The organism is Providencia sp. PROV116, from assembly GCF_028482485.1.
Taxonomy (GTDB): domain Bacteria; phylum Pseudomonadota; class Gammaproteobacteria; order Enterobacterales; family Enterobacteriaceae; genus Providencia; species Providencia rettgeri.
This window is the reverse complement of the sequence record NZ_JAMPQO010000002.1, coordinates 124,697-148,377: the sequence shown is the minus strand read 5'-3', so window position 1 is coordinate 148,377 and position 23,681 is coordinate 124,697. Positions and strand designations below refer to the sequence as shown.

The window sequence follows — 23,681 nt, the reverse complement described above, 5'->3', positions numbered from 1 at the left end:
TTATTTCAAATCAACAATTATACTTTCAGCAACATACTGTCGTTCTTTATTGATATGTTCGGATGCATCATTTTTTTCATTTTTTAATCCACTAGTATAACCTTGGAAAAACCATTCAATGGGGCAATTTAGCGCTTCAGCGATATCAACTAAATGATTGATAGGTATTTTATTAATTCCATTCTCATAACGTGAGATTTGCTGTTGACTTAAATTTAATTTATTAGCTAAATTAGCTCCAGATAGACCGAGTTCTTTTCTCCGGTTTTTTATTTTAATACCAATTATAGTATGAATGTCCATATGACATCCTCAATTTATATGAAGGGTTATTATTTAATGCACTTAATTAAAATTACATTTGATAGTATATTAAAAACTAAAGTGTTTTAAAAGATTTAATGAACATAAATATGATGAAAATCGCGATTTAGAGCTTTAAACATTAATAAATAATAACATTGTTTATAGTAAGGGATTATAACGAAAATAAGTAAAATAGCTAATGCAAGAATTCATCAAACTAAGATTGTTAAAATAAGAATTAATATTAACAAATTTAAATTGATACTTAAAATTTAATGGTTATAAAAAATGGTTAATTATTTTCTTTGTTTTCAGTTAGTTGCTTTCTTTTTGGGATGTGTAAGATTGAAAGTGTAAAGTTAAATCATGAGAATAAATGTTAATTTTTTGTTTTTATTGGTTGGCGGAGTTATTATTTGAATAATTAAAGATGACTAATAAATCAATAATATTTATTAGCTATCAAATAAGTTGATTTAAATAAAGCTATAAACATCTTAAATGATTACTTTTGAAAAAGGATCATGATTAGCATCTTTATTCCATATATACTCCATTTTAAGCGCAATATTATTTGCAATGTCTCGGTTATAAAAATCGCAGATAATCTGTAATGACATATCAATACCTGCGCTAATGCCAGATGAGGTATAAAACTTATTATCATGAACCCATCTTGCTTTAGATTGCCATAATACTCGGTCATTGAGTTAAGTTACCCACTGATAAGCGAGCTTATTTGTTGTAGCCTTAAAGCCGTTTAAAAGGGACGTTTGAGCAAGAAGTGCGGAACCAGTACAAACTGAAATGACAGTTTCCGCATACTCGACCTGTTTTTTCAGCCACTGAATATAATCATCATTCTGCGATAATGAGCGAGTACCTTGCCCTCCAGGTATCAAAATATATTGATAGAATGGGGTAAGTATAGGGCGTGTATTGACTGTAACCCCTTGAGATCTAGTCATTGCCTTTCCTGAAGGTGATATAAATTCAATTTGGCAATGTTCTAAGCGGCCAAATACTTCAACAGGCCCCATAACATCAAGGGTTTCAAAATTATCAAAAGGATAATTGCGATGGAATTTAGCTGCATATTTTTTTCAGGAGTAGCCATTATTAAACGTATTTTGCCATGATCTGTATTTCATTATTGGGATTTTGTGCACTCTATTACATTTATTTTTCCTTGCGCTAAACAAAATTTTACAAGCGTGATAAGACATAAATGTAAGCACTCAAGTATACTGTATAAACCTATTGTAACTTTTATTATCAAATTAGTGAGGTTAACAATGAAATTATATATTTATGACCACTGTCCGTTTTGTGTCAGAGCAAGAATGATTTTTGGTTTAAAAAAGTTAGCAGTAGAGCAAATCGTTTTATTCGATGATGATATAGAAACACCGACAAAAATGATTGGTCGAAAAATGTTACCTATTTTACAAAAAGATGATGGAAGCTATTTACCTGAAAGTTTAGATATTGTTCATTATGTTGATAGTATTAATGAACCTAAATATGCAAAAGGGAGTATTGCTCCTGAAATAGAGACTTGGTCTAAAACGGTTTCGGCGGTGGTATATAAGCTTGTAACACCACGCTTTACTCAAACGGATTTTCCCGAAATCAGTACAGCGGAAGCTAGAGCAGCATATATAAGCAGAACATCAAAATCTTACGGCGACTTAAATGAGCTTAAAAAAGAAACACATACGTTGCTAGTTGAATTAGAGCCGCAATTATCTTTATTAGATGCGTGGTTAGAAACACGGAGCGAAGATATTGATATTAATGATTTTATTATTTTTCCAACCTTACGCAGTTTGAGTATTGTTGAGCACTTATCATTTAGCACAAACATTCGGAATTATATGGAGCGAATTGCAAAATCTACGAATATTAACTTGCTATTTGATAAGGCTAAATAGCTTGCTTGGTTGCCAGTTTAGTGGGTTTTGTTAAATGCCAACCGCCTCTAAAAGAGGCAGGTTGTGCAGGATAATCCATTAATGGACGTAGTCACGTAGTGTATAAACTAATTTGTAATGACCTTGAATTAAGGTTAATTGATTGTTTTTTAAAGTAATAACAGCGCCATCAGACAGTACTCGGTTTATCATTGAATCCCATTTAGATAAATCTTCATCAACACATTCGAGTTCCGTTCTAGTTAAGTTTTTTACAGTAATTTTTGCGTTTTTGATATCGCCAAACCCGTTAAAATCATTACACATTGATGCAGAAACAAACATTTTCTCGCCAAAAGAAAGGGAAGGAGCTGTTTGCTTACTGTTAATGGCCTTACCATTCACTTCAGTGAGAATAAAACGATGATGCATTAATTTATTTTCAAGTGCTTGGTCATCATTTCGCGCATTGACTTGATGAGTTTGGCAAGCTGCTAGCAATAAACCCAAAATTGTAAGTGGAATTAGGCGTTTCATGGTTCCAGACCCAACTATGCGTTAACAATATTAGGGCAAATTTCCCCGCGACTTATTTGACGGATATTATTAAGCGTAGTTTGACTGATGCTTGTTAATGCTTCTTCCGTTAAAAACGCTTGATGCCCTGTAAACAATACGTTGTGGCAAGAGGAAAGCCGACGAAAAACATCATCTTGTATGACATCATTAGATTTATCTTCGAAAAATAAATCGCGCTCATTTTCATATACATCCATACCTAAAGCGCCAATTTTCTGCGATTTTAGTGCATTAATTGCCGCAACAGAATCGACTAATGCGCCTCGGCTTGTATTGATGATCATGACTCCATTTTTCATCTTCTTGAAGGCATTTTCATCGAGTAAGTGATGATTTTCTGGTGTTAATGGACAATGAAGAGAAATAATATCTGATTGCTCATATAAAGTATCTAAGTCAACATATTCAGCACCCAAATCTAAAACAGCTTGGTTCGGGTAGGGGTCATGTGCGAGTAAACGCATTCCGAATCCCTTTAAAATACGTAGTGTTGCTTGACCAATTTTTCCTGTGCCGATAATACCCGCAGTGCGGTTATGCATATTAAAGCCTGTTAATCCCTCGAGAGAGAAATTTGCATCTCGAGTACGCTGGTACGCACGGTGGATCCTGCGATTAAGACATAGCATCATACCAACAGCATGTTCGGCGACAGCTTCAGGAGAATAAGCGGGCACGCGGACAACCTGAATACCTAATTCTTTAGCTGCTTGTAAATCAACGTTGTTAAAGCCAGCACAACGTAAAGCTAAAATTCGAATATTTAGTGCGGCAAGCTCTTCCAAAACAGCGCGATTAGCTTCGTCGTTAACGAAAATACAGATGGCATCGGCACCAACCGCATTTTTAGCGGTTTGAACCGTCAATGGAAAATCAAAATATTCAATACTAAAATTAAATCCAGAATTTTGATTAACTTGTTCCATGTGCTTGCGGTCATACTGTTTGGTACTATAAGAAACAATTTTCATCATAAAGACTCCAATTTTTAGGAACCAATTAGAAAAGAGTAGGTAAAAAGGTGTACCTACAAAATATAAACTCAGAATAAGGCAATTAAGTTTGTAAATCACCTATAAATTAAGAAAATAGGTATCTGTTTACGATTGAATGTGGTTTATCTTTGTTAGTATCACGTTTAATAAGAAAATTTTGCTGAAAATTATCACGTGCGCTATAGAACAATTCGAACAAGGGACGCAGTAATGCAGTTAATAAAAAGAGCATTCAGAACATTACTCTACTTTTTGGGTGGAAGCGCTGCTCTCTTAATACTCTTATGGATAACGATATCCCACTGGGTGCCAGTTGTCGCATCGCACTATCTTCCTAAGCCACTTAAACTTTCATTTTCAGAACCAAGAATTAGTTATGGTCAATTGGATATAGCAAGTATCAGTATAACAGCAAACAATTGCACTTTGGTTCAATTGAATAGCACAAGGTTTTCTGTCTTTCCCTTGCATGCTATTGTGGATGGTCTTGATGTTAAAACTGAATGTTTAAGTGCTCTTGAGCCAACTAATGAAACAGTTAATGAACCGATTAATATTGCAGAGTTTATCGATAATCTCCCTGTTTTTTCATTAGTTATAAATAATACCAATATACAACCATGGAGTGATTACCAAGGTAGTATCTGGTTGCGTAAAAATCAGGTTAACTCTCTACAGTTTGATTTTAGAGGGGATAATTTAAGATTATCATCTTTAATTACGGCTGAGCATCAATTGGTTATTAAAGATTTCTCTGCGTACCTACCAGAACAAAAGCAAACAATAGAGTTATTTGGTGATGTTCAATTGCCATTAATGGCTAATCAATTTCCCGAAAAGGGGGAATTGAATGCTTACTTTAAGTTAATCAACCCAGAAAAATTTTTACTGGCTGAATTTGGTTGGGTGAATGGCCAAGGGGTATTAACGGTCAAGGATACAGAAACACAAGAAGAATTACTTTATCTACCATGGGCGCTATCACCATCTAACATACAGATATCTCAAGGAAAATGGCAATGGAAAGAAGCAGATATTCCTTTGCAGGGGGGAGTTAATTTTCAAGTCGATAACTGGGATAAAACGTTAAGTGAAATGGTTTTCTCAGGGCGTGTCAATATGCTTACACAAGCGAAGAAAGGTAAAGCTAATATTGTTTTAACACTGCCAGCCACTAAAATAGACTTACTCGATACGAATATTAATTTTAGTTTAAATGGCCAAGTTAAATATGATGACATGGTGCTGGATATTAATTTACCCGCTAAGCTTTCAGGTCAGCTAGCAGCCCCAAAAATTTCTTTTTTATCCAGTTCATTATTAAGAGCTTATGGCCGCCTTTCTGAAACACTTGTTCTGAATGAAGTTAGATTGCCACTCGCGGGAACATCGTTAAGTGAAGATGGTATTTCAGGGCGTTTACAAGCTATCCTTAAGGTTAAAGAACAGTACTGGGGAGATTTCGACATTCATTTGGATGGTAAAGCCAATAAGTTTGCTTTAGATAAGGGAAAATGGTTTTGGAATTATTGGGGAAATGCCAATTTGCCTTCATTATCAGCTAATTGGGATATTAAGGGTAATGGGAGTTGGCAGGACACTTTAATCACATTAAATAGCTTAAATACAGGGTTTGACCAAATACAATATGGGCTCTTATCGATGAGAGCTCCACGCTTACAGCTAAGTAAGCCATTGGTTTGGCAGCGTGATCAGAATAAAGCCAATTTTAATGGAAAATTACAGCTTACCAGTGAACGGATGCAATTCGGTACTGAAAGTTATCTGCCAAGGATCACATTAAACGCAGATCTTAGTGGAAAATCTCCTGCTGAATTTCAACTTAAAGGCGATTTAAGTACTAAAGATGTAGGGCCAATAGTCATTTTTGGGCGCTGGGACGGTGAAAGATTAAGAGGGGAAGTTCGTTGGCCTGAACAGTCGGTCACGGCTTTTCAAACGTTAATTCCTGCTGACCTTGGTATTGAATTAAAACAAGGAAAATTATTTTCTCAAGCCGCTTTTTCAATAACGCCGGAAGATGGTTTTATTGCAGGAGGACACTGGCGCGTAGAGAATACTAGTCTTTGGTTAAAAGATGGCGAATTATCAGGATTAGATTTTGTTTTACCGTGGCGTTTAAAACAAAGTACTTGGACTTTGGGCGCTAAAGCACCTGTTGAGTTGCGTATTAAGCAGCTCAATAATTTATTCGAATTAACTGATATTAAAGCAGATCTCTCTGGTTCTTATCCGCCAACGGAAAATTCGCCATTAAAACTGACTAATGTAGGCTTTAAAACATTAGGGGGTGAAATATCGATGGATTTACTGCGTTGGCCACAAACTCAAGCCGCTACGATAAAATTAAGGCAGATTGAACTTAGCCAGTTATTTACCATACTAAGAGTGTCGCAATTTGCTGTTTCCGGTAAAGTTAATGGTGAATTACCTTTTTATTTAAATAACCCAGAATGGATAGTTAAAGATGGATGGTTAGAAAATAGTGGGCCATTAACATTACGATTAGATCCCCAATTTGTTGATTCTATCCGAGAAGATAATATATCTGCAGGTTCCGCAATGGGGTGGTTACAATATTTGGAAATAAAACGCAGCCGTACAGATGTTAATGTTACAAATTTAGGGATGTTAAAGATGACAACAATCCTTGAAGGGTATAACACTCAAGAAAAGAAAAAACGTGAAGTTCATTTGCATTATCAACATGAAGAAAATATCTTTCAATTATGGCGTAGTTTACGATTTGGTAGCTCTTTAGAAGAGTGGTTGGAAAAAAATTTATAATGAGCATAAGAATGAACGTGAAAATATTAAAATTCACTACAGCTATATCGATCGCATTGTTGTTATCAGCTTGCTTGCGAGTTGAGGTCGCAACACCGGATAAGCCCATCAATATTAATATGAATGTAAAAATTGAACATGAAATCCAAATAAAAGCGGATAGGCAAGTAGAAGAATTATTGAAAGAAAATAGTGATTTGTTCGGTGAGGTAAATCCTAAATGAGTCGAATTATCAAGGTACTAGCACTATGTTCATTATTGACTGCTTTTCAGACGATAGCAATTACGGTTGATGAAGCCAAAGAAACAGGCCTATTAGGGGAAACACTGTCGGGCTATTTAGCTCCGATTAATACGAGTAACCAGGAGGCAACTAAGCTAGCAGCACAAATTAACCAAGAACGAGAAAAAAGATACAGCGAAATTGCTGCAAAAAATAACCTAAAAACAAATGAGGTCGCTAGGATAGCAGGGCAAAAACTCGTAGAACGGGCAAGTCCTGGGGAGTTTGTGCGTGGCATTAATGGCCAATGGTTACAAAAGAAATAAAAAGCGCACTCAGAAAGTGCGCAAAATATAACAATGGTAGCTTTGGGTTTTAATAATATATGACTTAAAAAGACTATATCTTAAGCGATAATAGTATTTATATGGTTTTGTGCTTGTTGATGTGCTCGTTCAACGGACTCTTGGCCTAACGATGTTCCTTCAGCAAAAACGAACTCAACGTCTGTAATGCCAATGAAATCTAAAAATAATGTTAAATAAGGCACCATGGTATCTGTTGGTGTACCTTTATAGATACCACCTCGACTCGTTAATACATAGGCACGCTTGTCTTTTAATAAGCCAACAGAACCTTGTTCTGTATATTTAAACGTGTGCCCTGAGCGAGCGATAAAGTCGAAGTAATGTTTTAAATGAGAAGAAATCGTAAAGTTATACATTGGGGCTGCAATAACAATCACATCGTGAGCTTTAATTTCATCAATCAACGTATTTGACAGGTCCAAATGTGCTTGTTGTTGTTCTGTTTTCGTGTCACTTGGGCTAAAAGCTGCTAAAATTTCACCGTCAATCGCTGGAATTGGCTCTTTGACTAAATCTCGTACAGTTACTGTATCTGCTGAGTGTTTTTCCTGCCATTGTTGAATAAAGTAATCTGCCATTTTATTGCTTTGTGAATAGTCAGCCAGAATACTTGATTTCAATAGTAATACTTTACTCATGTGTTCCTCTATTTTTAGGTAAAACTTTATTGGTAATGATACGTAAGGTGTAACTGATTGATAGGAAAAAAATTAGATAGCCTTCTTCAAAAAAATTGATGGTATTTTTATGTGATAATAACAATTAAAAATAAAAACGAAATTTAGCCCTTACAAATTGCGAAGTGGATTGGCTAGCGTGTATTGAAATTTATTAAAGATAAGGATTTAACAGGTGAAATCCATTCTGACAGCATTAACCGCTGATATTGGACAAACTTCATTACGTGACCAATGGTTACTAAAGAAAAGAGTGCAAGGTATTGCAAAGATCCAGAACGAAAAATCGCGCTCTGCGGTACTTGACGCTATTAAAATAGATATTGAAAAGGCCAAACAAAAAGTTGAAATTAAACGATTAAATGTGCCTAAAATTGTGTATCCGGATAATTTACCCGTCAGCCAGAAAAAAGAGGTTATTTTAGATGCCATTAAAAAGCATCAAGTAGTTATTGTTGCAGGTGAAACGGGCTCTGGAAAGACCACCCAAATTCCAAAAATTTGTCTAGAACTTGGCAGAGGGGTCCTAGGATTTATAGGCCACACTCAGCCAAGACGTTTAGCCGCACGCTCAGTCGCTACACGTCTTGCTCAAGAACTTGAATGTGAATTAGGTTCAAATGTTGGCTATAAAGTGCGATTTAGTGACCAAGTGAGTGAAACAACTCAAGTCAAATTGATGACTGATGGTATCTTGCTTGCGGAACTACAAAATGACAAATTGCTGTTGCAATATGACACTATCATCATCGATGAAGCTCACGAAAGAAGCCTCAATATCGACTTTATTTTAGGTTATTTACGTCAATTATTACCAAGACGCCCTGATTTAAAAGTTATTATTACATCAGCAACTATTGACCCAGAACGTTTTTCGAAACACTTTAATCATGCTCCGATTGTTGAAGTGTCTGGCCGTACCTATCCGGTTGAAGTCCGTTATCGTCCTATTATGGGAGATCAGAACGATAGCGACCGTGACCAAATAGATGGGATAATAGATGCAGTAAATGAGCTATCTGTTGAAGGTAATGGCGATATATTGATTTTTATGAGTGGTGAGCGGGAAATTCGTGATACCGCAGATGCGTTATCAAAACTTTCTTTACGTCATACTGAAATCTTACCATTATTCGCAAGGCTTTCTAATAGTGAGCAAAATCGCATCTTTCATCCTCATGGGGGACGGCGGATCATTCTTGCAACAAACGTAGCAGAAACATCATTAACTGTACCTGGTATCAAATATGTCATTGATACCGGTTATGCACGTATTAGTCGTTATAGTTACCGTACAAAAGTACAGCGTCTCCCTGTTGAAGCTATCTCTCAGGCTTCAGCTAATCAACGTAAAGGGCGCTGTGGCCGTGTTTCCGATGGGATTTGTATTCGTTTATATTCAGAAGATGACTTTCTATCACGCCCAGAGTTTACAGACCCTGAAATTTTACGGACGAATTTAGCATCAGTTATATTACAAATGACTTCTATTGGTCTTGGTGATATTTCCGCGTTTCCATTTGTAGAGGCTCCAGATAAACGTAATATCCAAGATGGTGTGAAATTACTGGAAGAGCTAGGTGCAATTAAGTCCCACAAACAGGCAGATAAAGGCTATCAATTGACAGATACAGGTCGGCAGCTAGCTCAGCTTCCTGTTGACCCAAGACTTGCTCGGATGGTGATTGAAGCACGTAAACATGGTGCAGTACGTGAGACAATGGTGATTGTTTCTGCATTATCAATTCAAGATCCGCGGGAGAGACCGTTAGATAAACAGCAAGCTGCTGATGAAAAACATCGCCGTTTCCATGATAAGCAATCAGATTTCTTAGCCTTTTTAAATCTTTGGGATTACTTAAAAGAACAACAAACGCAGCTTTCTAACGCCCAATTTAGAAAAATGTGCCGCCAAGATTTTCTCAATTATTTACGTATTCGAGAGTGGCAAGATTTATATACCCAGCTGAGGCAAGTGGTAAAAGAGCAAGGTTTTGCAATTAATAGTTCTGAGGCTGATTTTCGAAGTATTCACGTTTCGCTATTGGCTGGGTTACTTTCACATATTGGTCAAAAAGATGCCGATAAACACGAATTCACTGGGGCTAGGAATGCACGTTTTACTATTTTCCCAGGTTCGGGGTTGTTTAAAAAACCACCAAAATGGACAATGGTTGCGGAACTTGTTGAAACATCGAAATTATGGGGAAGAATTGCCGCATCCATCGATGTTGAGTGGGTTGAACCCTTAGCTGAACATTTAACTAAACATAGTTATAGTGAGCCTCATTGGTCAAAATCTGAAGGCGCGGTAATGGCATCCGAAAAAGTGACTCTATATGGGCTACCTATTGTTGCGTCAAGGCAGGTTAACTATGGGAATATTGACCCATTACTATGCCGTGAGTTATTCATTCGTCACGCTTTGGTTGAAGGGGATTGGGTCACTCGCCACGCATTCTTTAAAGAAAATCTGAAATTATTATCAGAAGTAGAGGATTTGGAGCATAAATCACGTCGACGTGACATTTTAGTTGATGATGAAACATTATTTGCATTTTATGACCAACGTATCCCGAATGATGTGATTTCTTCCCGTCATTTTGATAATTGGTGGAAAACAGCATCTAAGCAACAATCTGACCTGTTAAGCTTTGAAAAAAGTATGCTGATTAAAGAGGATGCCAGCAATGTTTCGGCACTTGATTACCCTAACTATTGGCATCAAGGAGATTTAAAATTTCGGTTGAGTTACCAATTTGAACCTGGAACTGATGCTGATGGTGTGACGGTACATATACCTCTTGCTGTATTAAATCAGGTTCAGAATATTGGCTTTGATTGGCAAGTTCCTGGGCTGCGTCATGAGCTAATCGTTGCTTTAATCAAATCACTACCTAAACCTATTAGACGAAATTTTGTCCCTGCACCTAATTATGCTTCTGCATTTTTAGAACGAGTGCCAGAGCCTGAAGGCAGCGTATTGGATAAACTTGAACGTGAATTACGCCGTATGACGGGTGTCACTGTTGAACGTGAATCATGGCAATTAGCGCAGCTTCCAGCCCATTTAAAAATGACGTATCGTGTTGTGGGTGACAAAAATAAAGCCGTTGCGGAAGGGCAAAATCTTGATGAGCTAAAAAATAGCTTAAAAGAAAAAGTGCAAGAAACGTTATCTGAAGTTGTGGATGACGGTATTGAGCAACATGGGTTACATATTTGGAGTTTTGGCGAGTTACCTCAACGTTATGAGCAAAAAAGAGGCGGATATTCCGTTAAAGCTTATCCTGCGTTAGTCGATGAGAAAAATAGCGTTGGTATCAAGGTATTTGAAACCGAATTGGAACAACAGCAAGCAATGTGGGCCGGAGTGCGTCGGTTATTGCTGTTAAACATTCCATCGCCAATTAAATATCTACATGAAAAATTACCAAATAAATCAAAATTAGGTCTGTATTTTAACCCTTATGGTAAGGTATTAGAGTTAATTGATGACTGTATTGCTTGTGGCGTCGACCAAATAATTGCTGATTTTGGTGGTGCGGTATGGGATGAAGTGCAGTTTGAAAAGCTGAAAGAGTTTGCACGTGCAGAATTAAATGATGTGGTTGTTAATATTGCTAAGCAAGTTGAACAAATATTAACAGCGGTGTTTGCTATCAATAAACGTCTAAAAGGGCGGGTTGATTTTTCGATGGCGATAGCGTTATCGGATATAAAAACACAAATGTCGAATTTGGTATTTAAAGGCTTTGTGACCACTCATGGTTGGAAGCGCTTACCTGATATTCTTCGTTATTTAAATGGAATAGAGCGGAGATTAGAAAAATTAGCGATTGACCCTAACCGAGATCGTGCTCAAATGAGTAAGGTAGAGCATGTTCAGAATATGTGGCAACAATGGCTAGTTAAATTATCTCCAATTCAGAGAAATATGCCAGAAGTTCAAGAAATTCGTTGGATGATTGAAGAATTGCGAGTTAGCTTGTTTGCCCAACAGCTTGGAACACCATACCCAATTTCGGATAAACGCATTATGCAGTTGATGGAACACTTATCACAACAGCTGTAAGAACTATTATTTTTTACTCATTGGCGCTTCACATATTGTTTATGTGAAGCGTTTTTTATTTTAGTTAATCTTGGTTTATTTAGTTACAACATACTAAGGGGGATTAAAAATATAAACTTTCGAGTTCGTACAACAGTCATTTTCACTAAAATAAGAGAGCGAAAAATATTGAAAGAGGAGGGGTAATAGAAAACTATTGGGCTATTAAGCGACCAGGGACTAGGATTTTGCAGCAGATTAGGGCTTAAATTTACACATAAAAATTAAGCCCTTTATATAAGACTAGGCAACCAAATAATAGAGCGCAGGAATAGCGGCTATCGCAATGGCATACGCCATAATTTTTTCAATCGCTTTTAATGGCATTTGGTTGGTTTGCTGCTGACGAGCATAGAAAAAGACCAAAATACCTGGAGCATACAAAACGACAGATAATAGCAAATTAATTAACCCTGATGCATAAAGCAGCCATAAACCATAAAGGCTGGCAATGGCTCCAACGGCAAGTAATGCTTTATTATGACGTTCAAAAGCCACTTTTACTAAAAATGCGCCAACAAGGAAATAAGGGACTAAAATCATTTCAGAGGCGATGGTAAGCAATGTGTTGTAATTACTCCCACTAAGCCAAATAAGAACCAAAGATAGTTGTACTGCACCATTGGTGAGCCATAAAGAAGATGATGGTGCATCATTTTTATTTAATTTGTTGAATATTTTAGGGAATGATTGATATTGGGCTGCGATATAAGGTACTTCCGCAGCCATAATAGTCCAGCTTAGATAAGCCCCACAAACGGAAATAATTAGGCCTGCCGCAATAATAATATCACCACTCGAACCAATTAAATTTACCATGAGCGGAGCCATGGATGGGTTTTTTATTTCTGCGAGTTCAGCTCTAGGCATGATACCTAGGGAAAGTAAGGTAACAAGAATGTAGATAATTAATGCAGAACTTACTGCAAAAATTGTTGCTAAGCCAACATCACGGCGATTTTTAGCTCTAGCAGAAACGACAACAGCACCTTCGATACCAATAAATACCCAGAGTGTAATCAGCATGGTATCTTTAACTTGTTCCCAAACCGGAACACCAAATTCGATACCACTAAAATCTGCATTGAAAATATCAAGTTTAAACGCAAAAAAAGCCAATACAATAAATAAGCCAAGAGGAACCAATTTTGCCATTGTAGCAAGTTTATTAATCCCAGCGGCTGTCTGTACCCCTCGAAGGACTAAATAATGAACAAACCAGAGAAGTATGGACTCTCCGATTAGAGCTTGCCATGTATTCCCATCACCAAAAACAATGTTATCAGGCGTATCTGTAAAAAAACTGATTGCTGCGAATACGATAACGAGATAAGACACATTGGCAACTACCGCACATAGCCAATACCCCCAGGCTGAACAGAAACCAATTAATTCCCCGAAGCCGACTTTTGCGTAAGTAAATATTCCACCGTCAAGGTCAGGACGTATGCGGGAAAGTAACAATAGGGCAAATGCTAAAAAGAGGATACCCACACCTGTAATTGACCAACCAATTATTAATGCGAGTGGGCTGGCAACTTCCGCCATATTTTGAGGGAGACTAAAAACACCGGCGCCAACCATTGAGCTAAGAACTAGCGCTGTTAGTGCGGTAAGACTCAAAGTATTTTTCAAAGTAAATCCTGAACGTTCAGAAATCAAAAGTTAAAATGACGTTAAAATGCCATTGCAATAATTAGTTTAACTAGTAGCCATTAAAAAAGCAGATAGAATGACTGCATGTTTTCATAGGTGTGGATTCTACGAACGAAATGACAGATATGCAATGGCAATGTATGCATTTTTAAAGATGTTTTATGCACTTTTTTAAAAGAATGGAAGTGAATAGAGCCAAAGAAAATAAATAACGTAAAGAGAAAGTATAAAAACAAAAAAACCAGCCGAGTAGGCTGGTTTTAACATCACGTAATACTCGGTTATTTAAACAAGTCAGCACTGATAGTGACACTTCCACCATTAGATTGCCATTCTCTTGTAATATGGAAATATTTAGCCCCTTTAGCTTCAGCACGTTTTGCTATTTGGTAACGTACCTCTGGCGTATTGGTGTAATATCCTGAGAATGTAATAGAGTCAAATGGAACCATTTGAGCTGCTGCTGTTTTGTTCACTTCTTCAATAACATAGCCACTTGGCAGAGTCACACTAGTACGACCTGGCTGGCTGCTAGAGGTTTCAAAGAAGCGACCGACTGCGCTTGTTGGCTCTTCAGAAGATGCAACACCTGGGATACGTACTTTTTTAGCTGCTTCACCGCCTTCAGCTAATAGAGCTCGACCAGCTTCTGAATCAGCAGGAACCACTGCGTCTTCATTAAGTACTTGTCGTTTCGGGGCATCTTTCTTATAGATGTAAGCCGTTGCTAATGTGTTTCCACCATCATTCATTGCGATATTACGAACCACATAGAACGAGGCTGCATTTTTCTCAAGGGCTTTTTTAGCAATAGCCTCATAGAGGTCTGGTTGAGAAGGGTAAAAACCGCTTACCGTAACAGTATCAAAAGGCTCATATTCTGTTGCGTCAGTTTTTGACATTTCTTCAACACCACCGAATACACGACGTTTCGGTGTACCAACTTCTGGTGCATCTTTTGCGTAGACATCTGCAACAACACGCATGTTGCCGCTATCACCTACATCATCAAGGCTTTGAATGTAAAAGGCATATGCCCCCATTTTATCAGCCCTACGGGAGACTGCATCGGATGCTTCATAAATAGCATTAAAGCGCCCGGTAACTGTTATACGCTCATAAGGTTTTAATTCAGTAGCCTGTTTTGGCGTCAATTCAACAGCCGCCTGAGTAGCAGTTATACTAGTTAATGATAACACCGCGGCTGCGATGACCGTAGTTTTCAGCTTCATACAAAATCCTTCCGCCTTGCGCAATTTATTATAAACATGCTGAATCTTAGTTGTATCACATGTACGTGATTATTACACGTAACGGAACCCGTTGTCTCATGATTTTCTTTTTATGAGAAATAAATAATTATTGACTAGTTAAATTTACCAGATTTTTTAAAGTATCCAGTATTTTATTGACCTAAAACTAAGATTTTCACTGCGAATTCCATTTACTGTCTAAGAATCGAGATCAATTATGGATCAAGAAGCTTATTTTCAGTAGGTTATTAGAACATTAAAAATCTGTTTATGCACAAAATAAGACTTTTCTCTGTGATGATAGTCATTATTTTAGCAAACACTCTATTAACAACATTACGTTAGGCATTAAAAAGGGAACATTATGCGTATTGGTATACCAAGAGAAAGACTTGCCAATGAAGCGCGTGTTGCAGCTACACCATCAACAGTGACTCAACTTCTTAAGTTAGGTTTTTCTGTCTGTGTAGAACAAAATGCGGGTCATTTAGCCAGTTTTGATGATGTAGCATACGAACAAGCGGGGGCAGAAATCGTTGATCGTGATACTGCATTTGCTGCGGATATCGTTTTTAAAGTCAACGCGCCACTGGATGATGAAATTCCTCTGTTAAAAGAAGGGGCAACACTGGTGAGTTTCATTTGGCCGGCACAAAATGCTGAGCTAATGGAAGCTTTAAAAGCTCGGAAAATTAACGTGATGGCGATGGATGCCGTGCCACGTATTTCACGTGCCCAGTCACTTGATGCGCTGAGTTCAATGGCTAACATTGCAGGCTACCGTGCAATTGTTGAAGCTGCTCATGAATTTGGCCGTTTTTTTACGGGGCAAATTACGGCAGCAGGTAAAGTGCCTCCAGCGAAAGTCATGATCATCGGTGCTGGGGTTGCTGGCCTTGCTGCAATTGGTGCTGCAGGTAGCTTAGGCGCTATTGTCCGCGCTTTTGACACTCGCCCTGAGGTGAAAGAGCAAGTTCAGAGTATGGGAGCTGAATTCCTTGAATTAGATTTCAAAGAAGAGGCTGGTAGTGGCGATGGCTATGCCAAAGTGATGTCAGAAGCATTTATTAAAGCTGAGATGGAATTGTTCGCTGCTCAGGCGAAAGAAGTCGATATCATTGTGACTACGGCACTGATCCCAGGTAAACCCGCCCCTAAATTGATTACCAAGGAAATGGTTGAATCAATGAAACCAGGGAGTGTGGTTGTCGACTTAGCTGCGCAAACTGGGGGAAACTGTGAATTAACTCAAGCAGATAAGTTGGTTGTGACTGACAATGGCGTAAAAATCATTGGTTACACTGACTTACCAAGCCGTTTGCCAACTCAATCATCACAGTTATATGGAACAAACCTTGTTAACTTGATGAAACTGCTATGCAAAGAAAAAGACGGTGAAATCAACATTGATTTTGACGATCTGGTTATTCGCGGGGTCACAGTGATTAAGCAGGGTGAAATCACCTGGCCTGCCCCCCCAATTCAGGTATCTGCTCAACCGCAGGCGAAACCGCAATCGGTTGAAAAAGTTAAAGCGCCTGAGAAAAAGATGTCACCGACGCTGAAATATGGCTTGATGGCATTAGCCATCATCTTGTTTGGTTGGTTCGCTAATTCAGCGCCAAAAGAGTTTTTATCGCACTTTACGGTATTTGCATTAGCTTGTGTGGTCGGTTATTACGTGGTGTGGAATGTCACTCATGCATTGCATACACCGTTAATGTCAGTCACTAATGCTATTTCAGGGATCATCGTCGTGGGCGCCTTGCTCCAGATTGGAAGCGGTGGCTGGGTAAGCTTCTTATCCTTTATCGCCATATTGATCGCCAGTATCAATATTTTTGGTGGGTTCACTGTAACCCAACGCATGTTAAAAATGTTTCGTAAAGGGTAAGGGGTAACTTATGTTGTCGAGTGGAATTGTGACAGCAGCTTATATAGTTGCTGCTATCCTATTTATTTTCAGCCTTGCTGGGCTATCCCGTCATGAAAGCTCCCAACGAGGGAATACTTACGGCATCATCGGGATGGCTATTGCATTGGTAGCCACGATTTTAGGTCCTCACAGTGCTAATGTGGGCTGGATGATCGTTGCGATGATTATTGGTGCAGTGATTGGTATTCGCTTAGCGAAAAAAGTTGAAATGACAGAAATGCCTGAGCTGGTGGCTATTTTACATAGTTTTGTCGGTTTAGCAGCAGTGCTGGTTGGTTTCAACAGCTTTATCGCAAGTGAAGGGCACGCTGATGTTGTGATGGAAAACATTCATTTAACAGAAGTTTTTTTAGGGATCTTCATTGGTGCGGTTACCTTCACTGGTTCAGTGGTCGCTTATGGTAAATTATCAGGAAAAATGTCATCAAAACCGATGATGTTACCTAATCGCCATAAACTGAATTTAGCGGCGTTAGTTGTTTCATTTATTCTGCTAGTGATTTTCGTTAAAACAGAAAGTGTGGGCTTACAAGTCTTCTTGATGCTAATCATGACTGTGATTGCTTTAGCCTTTGGCTGGCATTTAGTTGCATCAATTGGTGGGGCAGATATGCCTGTAGTTGTCTCAATGCTGAATTCTTATTCAGGTTGGGCTGCTGCAGCGGCAGGTTTCATGTTAAGCAATGACTTGTTGATTGTCACAGGGGCATTGGTCGGTTCTTCAGGGGCGATTCTGTCTTATATTATGTGTAAGGCGATGAACCGTTCATTCATTAGTGTCATTGCGGGAGGCTTCGGTACAGATGGCTCTTCAACGGGTACTGAAGAAGAAATGGGTGAGTACCGTGAAAGCACTGCAGAGGAAGTTGCTGAAATGTTGAAAAATTCAACATCGGTAATTATCACTCCAGGCTATGGTATGGCAGTTGCACAAGCGCAATACCCTGTTGCGGATATCACTACTAAACTACGTGAACGTGGTATCAAGGTGCGATTTGGTATTCATCCTGTAGCAGGGCGTTTACCTGGCCATATGAACGTATTATTAGCAGAGGCCAAAGTCCCTTATGATGTCGTATTGGAAATGGATGAAATTAATGATGATTTCTCTGATACTGATACCGTTCTGGTTATTGGTGCTAACGATACGGTTAACCCAGCGGCTCAAGAAGATCCAAACAGCCCAATTGCGGGGATGCCTGTCCTTGAAGTTTGGAAAGCAAGCAATGTCATTGTATTTAAACGTTCAATGAATACAGGCTACGCTGGGGTTCAAAACCCGTTATTCTTCAAAGAGAATACACAAATGTTGTTTGGTGATGCGAAAGATAGCGTTGATGCAATCTTACGTGCATTGTAATTTAATGAATCGTTAATTTACTTCAAAATTAGCAATAAATAAGAAGGGGTGATTGGCTAATACCAGTCACCCCTTCTTGGTATTTAAGAGCTAAATCAATTTATGTGGTGTAATTTTATAAACGTATCATTTGATGCAAAATCTAGCGCAATTGGTTAGTCCGCGAGCAAAGGTAAACACTAATAAAAACGCTAGTGTTGATATCATGAGCATGCTCATCATGAGAACTCCGCCATTGAAATTATCCATGACATATCCTCCCACTAAGCTACCAATAGTAATTAAAATTAAAAACATAAAGGTAATCAAAGCTGAACCTTTTTCGGTTAATTCTGGAACATGAACGTGCATCCACATGTTGATTGTTGCAGGAACCATACCCGCAGCAACTCCCCATGAAAAAACAAATATGATACTGGTCGCCCAATTAAAATCTAAAACGGATAATGCGAGAAAAGCTAAGGCCAATAAAAGTGCACTAATCGCAAAATTATAACGAACATTATGTTTTCCGACATAGCCTGCCAGTATATTGCCAACGACGCTAGCTACACCAAAAAAGAGTAATAATGCTGAAATTTGCCCTTCGATAAAACCTGCGGTTTGTTTAAAGAACACCGTAAAATAGTTATAGGCGGAGAAATGCGCTAAAAAAATCAATGTAAATATAACTAACCCTTTACGTGCAATTGGGTGCGAGGGCATCAATAATAACTCTTTCCATTGCATAGACGAGGACGGCTTTAATGATGGTAAAGAAAAATACTGCATTAAAAATGCGATAGCGCCCGCAATGACTAATGCAATATAAGGTGTTCTCCAACCATAGTTATCAGATAGCCAAGCGCCTAGAGGTACGCCGAGTACGGTAACTAATGTGACTGCCGAAAAAAATATTGTTACGGATGTGGTAATTGACATGTTTTTAGGTGCTAAACGTACGACTAAGCCAGCAGCAACACCCCAAAAACCCCCTAATGCAATTCCTAATGCGAAACGACCTAATAAAACTAAACTAAAATTAGAAGCGAAAGCCGTAATTGCGTTGGCTAATATCATGAGAGCAACTAAGAAAAGTAATACTTGGCGTCTATCGATATTTTTTGCATAAATGGGAACAAATAGGGAGGATGCCATACCTGCGATAGATGTAACTGTCACGGTAAGCCCTGCTGTACCTGTTGATATTTGGAAATCATAAGCGATATTATTCAGGACGCTTATCGCTAAAAATTCACCAGTAACAATAATGAAGCAAGCAAAAGTTGCAGATAATAGTGAAAGCCAGTTACCATTGTGCGAAGAAAAATGAGTTGTTGTCATGTGCTTTCCATGAAAATGAAGTAGTTTACAAAAAAAGAAATAATTTTATAGTGATCGTTATAAAATCATAACGCTATTCTTTATGCTAATTTAGGCGCTGTCAATTATTTTTATAGCGATCACTATAAAATAGTTATGGCATAGTGAGTTGACTGCGAGTAAAGTGAGAATATGAATCAAATAAAACGTGGGCGGCCGAAAGGCTTTGACCAACAAGATGCATTAGCTAAAGCCATGTTACTTTTTTGGCGAAATGGCTATGTTGCAACCTCAATTAGCGATTTAACTCATGAGCTAGGTATCACCGCACCTAGTCTTTACTGTGCTTTTGGTGATAAAGCATCGCTGTTTAATCAATGTATTGATTATTATTTGATGAATGAAGCTTGCCCTATTTTATCTATCGTAAAGCAAGCTAAAACGGCGAAAATTGCGATTGAATTACTGATGTACGAAAGCGCCAAAAGGCTAATTCAGCCAAACAAACCCGCAGGTTGTATGTTGATTACTGCGGCAATGAATGGGGCGAAGCAAATCGAAGATGTGCAATTAAATGTTCAAGAAAAACGTAAGAGCTATCAAGAGATTCTACTAGAGCGTATGCGCAAAGGTATTGCTGATGGCGATGTTGCACCAGATGCACCGATTGAAGCTATCGTTGATTTTTATATCACGGTAATTGATGGTTTTACCATCCAAGCGTGTGACGGAATTGAACTTGAAAGGCTGAATCAAGTTATTTTTAATGCTATGCAGGTTTGGCCAGTACTTAATTCCAGCCAACATAAACAGAATCAGGATTGAATTGCTCCCCTAGTTAGTGAATTAGGGGGAGCAATTTTTAAATGATTAATTAATCTTCATCAGCAGGGGTGATAGGGCAGACAAAGCCGTCAGGTTTAATCGCTAATAAATCACATTTTAGCTTATCGATGACATGCTCTGCGGTATTCCCCAAAAAGGCCGCTGAAATCCCTGTACGGCCTAAAATACCCAGCACCACAACCCCCGCATGTAATTCTTCACTCATGTCAGGAATAATTTTCTCGGGTAGGCCTTCACGGACATGGGTGTACTTTTCATCAATCCCAAATTTTTGCCGTAGCTCTTTCATCGCAATTAAATGTTGGCCACGTAGTGCGTTGTTATATAAGCTCGGGTCGAAATCGGGCAACTCTATGGCAATATTCATTGGCGCAACAGGATATGCGCTTACTAAATGAATTTCCTGTTCTTTAATAATGCGTGTTGCTAAGTCTTTTGTTTTTTCGACCAATTTGATATTGAGGTCATCGTGATAAGATTCCTCATTTGATAAATTAACGGCAACAACCACGGAACCGTGGTCTGGCCATACTTTATCTTTCACCATCCAGACGGGAGCAGGGCATTTTCGGAGTAAGTGCCAGTCTAACGGGGTAAAAATAATTGACTCGAAATTATCGGTTTGATGCGCCATTTTCAGTAATAAGTCATGTTCACCACTGATAACTTCCTGAATAATGGCCTCATATGGCTTGTTGTGCCAAATAACTTTAATTTCAATATCAATACCTGCTTCAAGATAGAAATGAGCTTGCTGTTTGATCCACGCTGCTTTTTGGCTTATTACACCTTTACGCATGGCATTACGCTCTTCAGGGGACAGTAATGTTGTCATGTCATAGGAAAGGTCGTAGATAGGCAAAAACGCTTTTATCCGTCCACCATTACGCTGCACGATGTAGACAGCACGTCTTAATGCAGGTTGATCATCCTGATTTGGGTCAATTGCAACTAGCAGGTTTTTATAGTTTGCCATATTGAAATCCTCTCGATACACGGATATTTCCATATAGATAAACTATGATATTGAGATTAAATAGGCAAGAAATCTGGGAAAAAAAAATGAAAACGGGTCACGTTGTCAATGACCCGTTTAGGGGGATTAGCATGTAATTGCCGAAACTTTACCAGCAATATCAGTTAGTTTAGCCATATCTTCGATAGTGATATACTTACCTTTAACACTTAGCATGCCACTTTTTTGGAAACGACCTAACAGGCGGCTGATAGTTTCAACGGTTAATCCAAGATAGTTACCAATATCTCCACGAGTCATGGTTAATCTAAATTCTCTTGGTGAAAAACCACGCTCTGCAAAGCGGTGTGAGAGGTTAAGAATAAATGCAGCTAAACGTTCTTCCGCATTTTTCTTAGATAATAAAAGGATCATTTCTTGGTCACCTTTAATTTCACCGCTCATTAAACGCATAATTTGTTGACGTAAATTAGGCATCTTGCCTGATAAATCATCTAATGTTTCAAAAGGTATTTCACAAACCATTGATGTTTCAAGTGCTTGTGCAAAACTTGGGTGCTGTGTATGAATGATGGCGTCAAAACCAACAAGGTCTCCAGCTAAATGAAAACCGGTAATTTGCTCATCGCCTTCTTCGGTTATTGTATAGCTTTTTATTGTACCTGAGCGGATGGCATATAATGAACGCAACTCATCGCCTGCTTTAAACAAAGCTTGGCCTTTTTGAATTGGTTTTTTGCGTTCGATGATATTATCAAGTTGATCCAGTTCATGTTCATTCAGCGTAAAAGGAATGCAAAGCTGGCTAATACTGCAGTCCTGGCAATGAATAGCACAACCACCAGACTGGATGCGACGAACAACTCTTTTTTCTGGGATCATATTTAAGGCTCAATCAAGTTAAAATTATTGATATGAGTCAATTTTAACATAAGATAATGCAACTGGTAAGTAGTAATGTATGACGGAATCGACTTAATAAACAAAAAAGCCAATCAGAGAACATGCAAGAAATTAGTGAATTTAGATATTAATGCTAAATTAAAGAAGATTACTAAATATAAAATTTGATATAGATTAAATTTCACCCTCTAAACGATAAAAAGATGACAGATATCACCATTGTAATTAATACTTAAAATTATAGTGCTTGAGCACGAAATATTAAACTAATTAGCATTAATTTAACACGAAAATAAATTTATGAATATCAATTTTTCAAATTAACCTCAATAAGGAGATTATAATGACACTTACTCAACAGTCTTTACCCACTTCGATGACAGTTGTTGACATTATAGAACCTGGTGGGTCAGAAAAGCTGCGATTAATTGATAAACCGTTACCTAGAATTTCTGCAGGGTATTTACTTGTTAAGGTGGAAGCTGCGGGCGTTAATCGTCCTGATATTTTTCAGCGTAAAGGATCTTATCCTCCACCGGCTGATGCTTCACCGATTATGGGGCTTGAAATTGCAGGAACTATTGTAGGCAAGGCGGATGATGTAGCGGAATGGCAGCTAGGTGATAAAGTTTGTGGGCTGGTTGCTGGGGGGGGCTATGCGGAATATTGTCTAGTGCATAAGCACATCGCCTTACCGTTAGGGAATTTATCTTTCATCGAGGGGGCGGCAATACCTGAAAACTTTTTTACTGTTTGGGCAAACGTTTTTCAAATCGGCAAGTTAAAAAAAGACGAAACAGTACTTATTCACGGGGGAACATCGGGTATTGGTAGTGTGGCGATTATGTTAGCGAAAGCTTTTGGTGCAACAGTGATTACCACTGTCGGTTCTGAGGATAAGGCTGAAGTTGCAAAATCGTTAGGTGCAGATTGTGCTGTTAACTATAGAAAAGATGATTTTGTTAAAGCTACACTCAATTATACCTCTTCTCGAGGTGTAGATATGGTCGTAGATATTATCGGTGGCGATTATGTTGCAAAAAATTATCAAGTTGCAGCTAAATTTGCGCGTATTATCCAGATTGGGATGATGAAAGGTAACCCTAAAGAGTTAAATATGATGCCCTTAATGGTAAAAAGATTAACTCATACAGGGTCAACGATGCGTTCTCGAACGATTGAAGAAAAAGTTTTGATCGCACAAGAGCTCAAAGAACAAGTTTGGGGAATGTTGCAAAAAGGTAAAATTAAACCTGTTATTAACAAATATTATCCTTTAGACCAAGTAAAAGAAGCTCATGAATATATGGAGTCAGGTGACCTTGTTGGTAAAATAGTCCTAATAAACAATTAAATGTAAACCTTTAATCTGGTTTTTACTGTTGTGTTACAATATTACTTATAATAGTAAAAGCCAGTTTGTTTATAACAAATAATTTACATAATCAAGTCTTTTTAGCGTAAA

The 23,681-nt window shown here is 38.1% G+C and carries 18 protein-coding genes and 1 pseudogene; 9 read left to right on the top strand and 10 right to left on the bottom strand.

From position 1 onward, the window contains the following. Together PSE72_RS02250 and PSE72_RS02245 are read right to left on the bottom strand one after the other, a co-directional pair. A complete protein-coding gene (locus PSE72_RS02250) occupies window positions 1-303 on the bottom strand; it encodes a helix-turn-helix domain-containing protein (RefSeq protein ID WP_004910749.1) in 303 nt (100 codons plus the stop codon). A 713-nt stretch (window positions 304-1,016) separates the two neighbouring features. Then, window positions 1,017-1,361, bottom strand: a pseudogene (locus PSE72_RS02245) (DJ-1/PfpI family protein); the annotation flags it as partial. A 240-nt stretch (window positions 1,362-1,601) separates the two neighbouring features. Here PSE72_RS02245 and grxB point away from each other — a divergent pair. Then, window positions 1,602-2,240, top strand: a complete 639-nt coding sequence (grxB, locus tag PSE72_RS02240) for a glutaredoxin 2 (RefSeq protein WP_004910754.1) — start codon at window positions 1,602-1,604, stop codon at window positions 2,238-2,240. A 78-nt stretch (window positions 2,241-2,318) separates the two neighbouring features. On the opposite strand, the gene PSE72_RS02235 is transcribed toward grxB, so the two are convergent. Together PSE72_RS02235 and PSE72_RS02230 are read right to left on the bottom strand one after the other, a co-directional pair. Further along, window positions 2,319-2,756: an META domain-containing protein gene (locus PSE72_RS02235; RefSeq protein ID WP_004910755.1), complete on the bottom strand. Its 438-nt coding sequence runs from the start codon at window positions 2,754-2,756 to the stop codon at window positions 2,319-2,321. 14 nt (window positions 2,757-2,770) lie between these two features. Then, entirely contained in the window at window positions 2,771-3,769 is a 999-nt protein-coding gene (locus PSE72_RS02230) for a 2-hydroxyacid dehydrogenase (RefSeq protein WP_004910756.1), read from the bottom strand. Window positions 3,770-4,003: 234 nt separating this feature from the next. Between PSE72_RS02230 and PSE72_RS02225 the strand changes: the two genes are divergently transcribed. From PSE72_RS02225 to PSE72_RS02215, 3 genes are read left to right on the top strand one after another with little or no spacing between them, the layout of a single operon-like run. Beyond that, the gene (locus PSE72_RS02225) at window positions 4,004-6,601 is read left to right on the top strand and encodes a YdbH family protein (protein ID WP_254178852.1); all 2,598 of its coding nucleotides are present in this window, start codon (window positions 4,004-4,006) and stop codon (window positions 6,599-6,601) included. An 11-nt stretch (window positions 6,602-6,612) separates the two neighbouring features. Then, on the top strand, window positions 6,613-6,825 hold the full coding sequence (locus tag PSE72_RS02220; protein WP_102140371.1) for a YnbE family lipoprotein: 213 nt from the start codon (window positions 6,613-6,615) through the stop codon (window positions 6,823-6,825). Continuing rightward, window positions 6,822-7,151 carry a YdbL family protein gene (locus PSE72_RS02215; RefSeq protein WP_004910759.1) on the top strand — a complete coding sequence of 110 codons (330 nt, stop codon included), beginning with the start codon at window positions 6,822-6,824 and terminating at the stop codon, window positions 7,149-7,151. Before PSE72_RS02220 ends, PSE72_RS02215 begins: the two co-directional genes overlap by 4 nt. Window positions 7,152-7,231: 80 nt before the next feature. On the opposite strand, the gene PSE72_RS02210 is transcribed toward PSE72_RS02215, so the two are convergent. Continuing rightward, the gene (locus PSE72_RS02210) at window positions 7,232-7,831 is read right to left on the bottom strand and encodes an FMN-dependent NADH-azoreductase (protein WP_004910760.1); all 600 of its coding nucleotides are present in this window, start codon (window positions 7,829-7,831) and stop codon (window positions 7,232-7,234) included. 214 nt (window positions 7,832-8,045) lie between these two features. Between PSE72_RS02210 and hrpA the strand changes: the two genes are divergently transcribed. Further along, complete coding sequence (gene hrpA / locus PSE72_RS02205) at window positions 8,046-11,945, top strand: ATP-dependent RNA helicase HrpA (RefSeq protein ID WP_198641168.1); 3,900 nt, start codon at window positions 8,046-8,048, stop codon at window positions 11,943-11,945. A 282-nt stretch (window positions 11,946-12,227) separates the two neighbouring features. Here hrpA and PSE72_RS02200 read toward each other — a convergent pair whose 3' ends face one another. Continuing rightward, window positions 12,228-13,568, bottom strand: a complete 1,341-nt coding sequence (locus tag PSE72_RS02200) for a basic amino acid/polyamine antiporter (protein WP_371021248.1) — start codon at window positions 13,566-13,568, stop codon at window positions 12,228-12,230. 353 nt (window positions 13,569-13,921) lie between these two features. After that, window positions 13,922-14,872 (bottom strand): DUF1471 family protein YdgH, encoded by a 951-nt coding sequence (ydgH, locus tag PSE72_RS02195; RefSeq protein WP_109912180.1) that lies wholly within the window; start codon window positions 14,870-14,872, stop codon window positions 13,922-13,924. Window positions 14,873-15,257: 385 nt separating this feature from the next. On the opposite strand from ydgH, the gene pntA reads away from it, so the two are divergent. After that, window positions 15,258-16,787 carry a Re/Si-specific NAD(P)(+) transhydrogenase subunit alpha gene (gene pntA / locus PSE72_RS02190; protein ID WP_110731915.1) on the top strand — a complete coding sequence of 510 codons (1,530 nt, stop codon included), beginning with the start codon at window positions 15,258-15,260 and terminating at the stop codon, window positions 16,785-16,787. 13 nt (window positions 16,788-16,800) lie between these two features. Then, entirely contained in the window at window positions 16,801-18,189 is a 1,389-nt protein-coding gene (gene pntB / locus PSE72_RS02185) for a Re/Si-specific NAD(P)(+) transhydrogenase subunit beta (protein WP_115168283.1), read from the top strand. A gap of 126 nt (window positions 18,190-18,315) precedes the next feature. Here pntB and PSE72_RS02180 read toward each other — a convergent pair whose 3' ends face one another. Next, window positions 18,316-19,512 carry an MFS transporter gene (locus tag PSE72_RS02180; protein WP_115167289.1) on the bottom strand — a complete coding sequence of 399 codons (1,197 nt, stop codon included), beginning with the start codon at window positions 19,510-19,512 and terminating at the stop codon, window positions 18,316-18,318. A 171-nt stretch (window positions 19,513-19,683) separates the two neighbouring features. On the opposite strand from PSE72_RS02180, the gene PSE72_RS02175 reads away from it, so the two are divergent. Further along, the gene (locus PSE72_RS02175) at window positions 19,684-20,316 is read left to right on the top strand and encodes a TetR/AcrR family transcriptional regulator (protein WP_109912182.1); all 633 of its coding nucleotides are present in this window, start codon (window positions 19,684-19,686) and stop codon (window positions 20,314-20,316) included. Between the two features lie 49 nt (window positions 20,317-20,365). Here PSE72_RS02175 and uspE read toward each other — a convergent pair whose 3' ends face one another. After that, window positions 20,366-21,313, bottom strand: a complete 948-nt coding sequence (gene uspE, locus PSE72_RS02170; RefSeq protein ID WP_115167288.1) for a universal stress protein UspE — start codon at window positions 21,311-21,313, stop codon at window positions 20,366-20,368. 126 nt (window positions 21,314-21,439) lie between these two features. Continuing rightward, window positions 21,440-22,195, bottom strand: a complete 756-nt coding sequence (locus PSE72_RS02165; protein ID WP_004254821.1) for an FNR family transcription factor — start codon at window positions 22,193-22,195, stop codon at window positions 21,440-21,442. A 364-nt stretch (window positions 22,196-22,559) separates the two neighbouring features. Between PSE72_RS02165 and PSE72_RS02160 the strand changes: the two genes are divergently transcribed. Next, a complete protein-coding gene (locus tag PSE72_RS02160) occupies window positions 22,560-23,570 on the top strand; it encodes an NAD(P)H-quinone oxidoreductase (protein ID WP_213942406.1) in 1,011 nt (336 codons plus the stop codon). Window positions 23,571-23,681: the final 111 nt, after the last annotated feature.

Coding starts and splice junctions, on each gene's coding strand:
- PSE72_RS02250 (WP_004910749.1), bottom strand. CDS start 303: ATGGACATTCATACTATAATTGGTATTAAAATAAAAAACCGGAGAAAA.
- grxB (WP_004910754.1), top strand. CDS start 1,602: ATGAAATTATATATTTATGACCACTGTCCGTTTTGTGTCAGAGCAAGA.
- PSE72_RS02235 (WP_004910755.1), bottom strand. CDS start 2,756: ATGAAACGCCTAATTCCACTTACAATTTTGGGTTTATTGCTAGCAGCT.
- PSE72_RS02230 (WP_004910756.1), bottom strand. CDS start 3,769: ATGAAAATTGTTTCTTATAGTACCAAACAGTATGACCGCAAGCACATG.
- PSE72_RS02225 (WP_254178852.1), top strand. CDS start 4,004: ATGCAGTTAATAAAAAGAGCATTCAGAACATTACTCTACTTTTTGGGT.
- PSE72_RS02220 (WP_102140371.1), top strand. CDS start 6,613: ATGAACGTGAAAATATTAAAATTCACTACAGCTATATCGATCGCATTG.
- PSE72_RS02215 (WP_004910759.1), top strand. CDS start 6,822: ATGAGTCGAATTATCAAGGTACTAGCACTATGTTCATTATTGACTGCT.
- PSE72_RS02210 (WP_004910760.1), bottom strand. CDS start 7,831: ATGAGTAAAGTATTACTATTGAAATCAAGTATTCTGGCTGACTATTCA.
- PSE72_RS02200 (WP_371021248.1), bottom strand. CDS start 13,568: ATGGTTGGCGCCGGTGTTTTTAGTCTCCCTCAAAATATGGCGGAAGTT.
- ydgH (WP_109912180.1), bottom strand. CDS start 14,872: ATGAAGCTGAAAACTACGGTCATCGCAGCCGCGGTGTTATCATTAACT.
- pntA (WP_110731915.1), top strand. CDS start 15,258: ATGCGTATTGGTATACCAAGAGAAAGACTTGCCAATGAAGCGCGTGTT.
- PSE72_RS02180 (WP_115167289.1), bottom strand. CDS start 19,512: ATGACAACAACTCATTTTTCTTCGCACAATGGTAACTGGCTTTCACTA.
- PSE72_RS02175 (WP_109912182.1), top strand. CDS start 19,684: ATGAATCAAATAAAACGTGGGCGGCCGAAAGGCTTTGACCAACAAGAT.
- uspE (WP_115167288.1), bottom strand. CDS start 21,313: ATGGCAAACTATAAAAACCTGCTAGTTGCAATTGACCCAAATCAGGAT.
- PSE72_RS02165 (WP_004254821.1), bottom strand. CDS start 22,195: ATGATCCCAGAAAAAAGAGTTGTTCGTCGCATCCAGTCTGGTGGTTGT.
- PSE72_RS02160 (WP_213942406.1), top strand. CDS start 22,560: ATGACACTTACTCAACAGTCTTTACCCACTTCGATGACAGTTGTTGAC.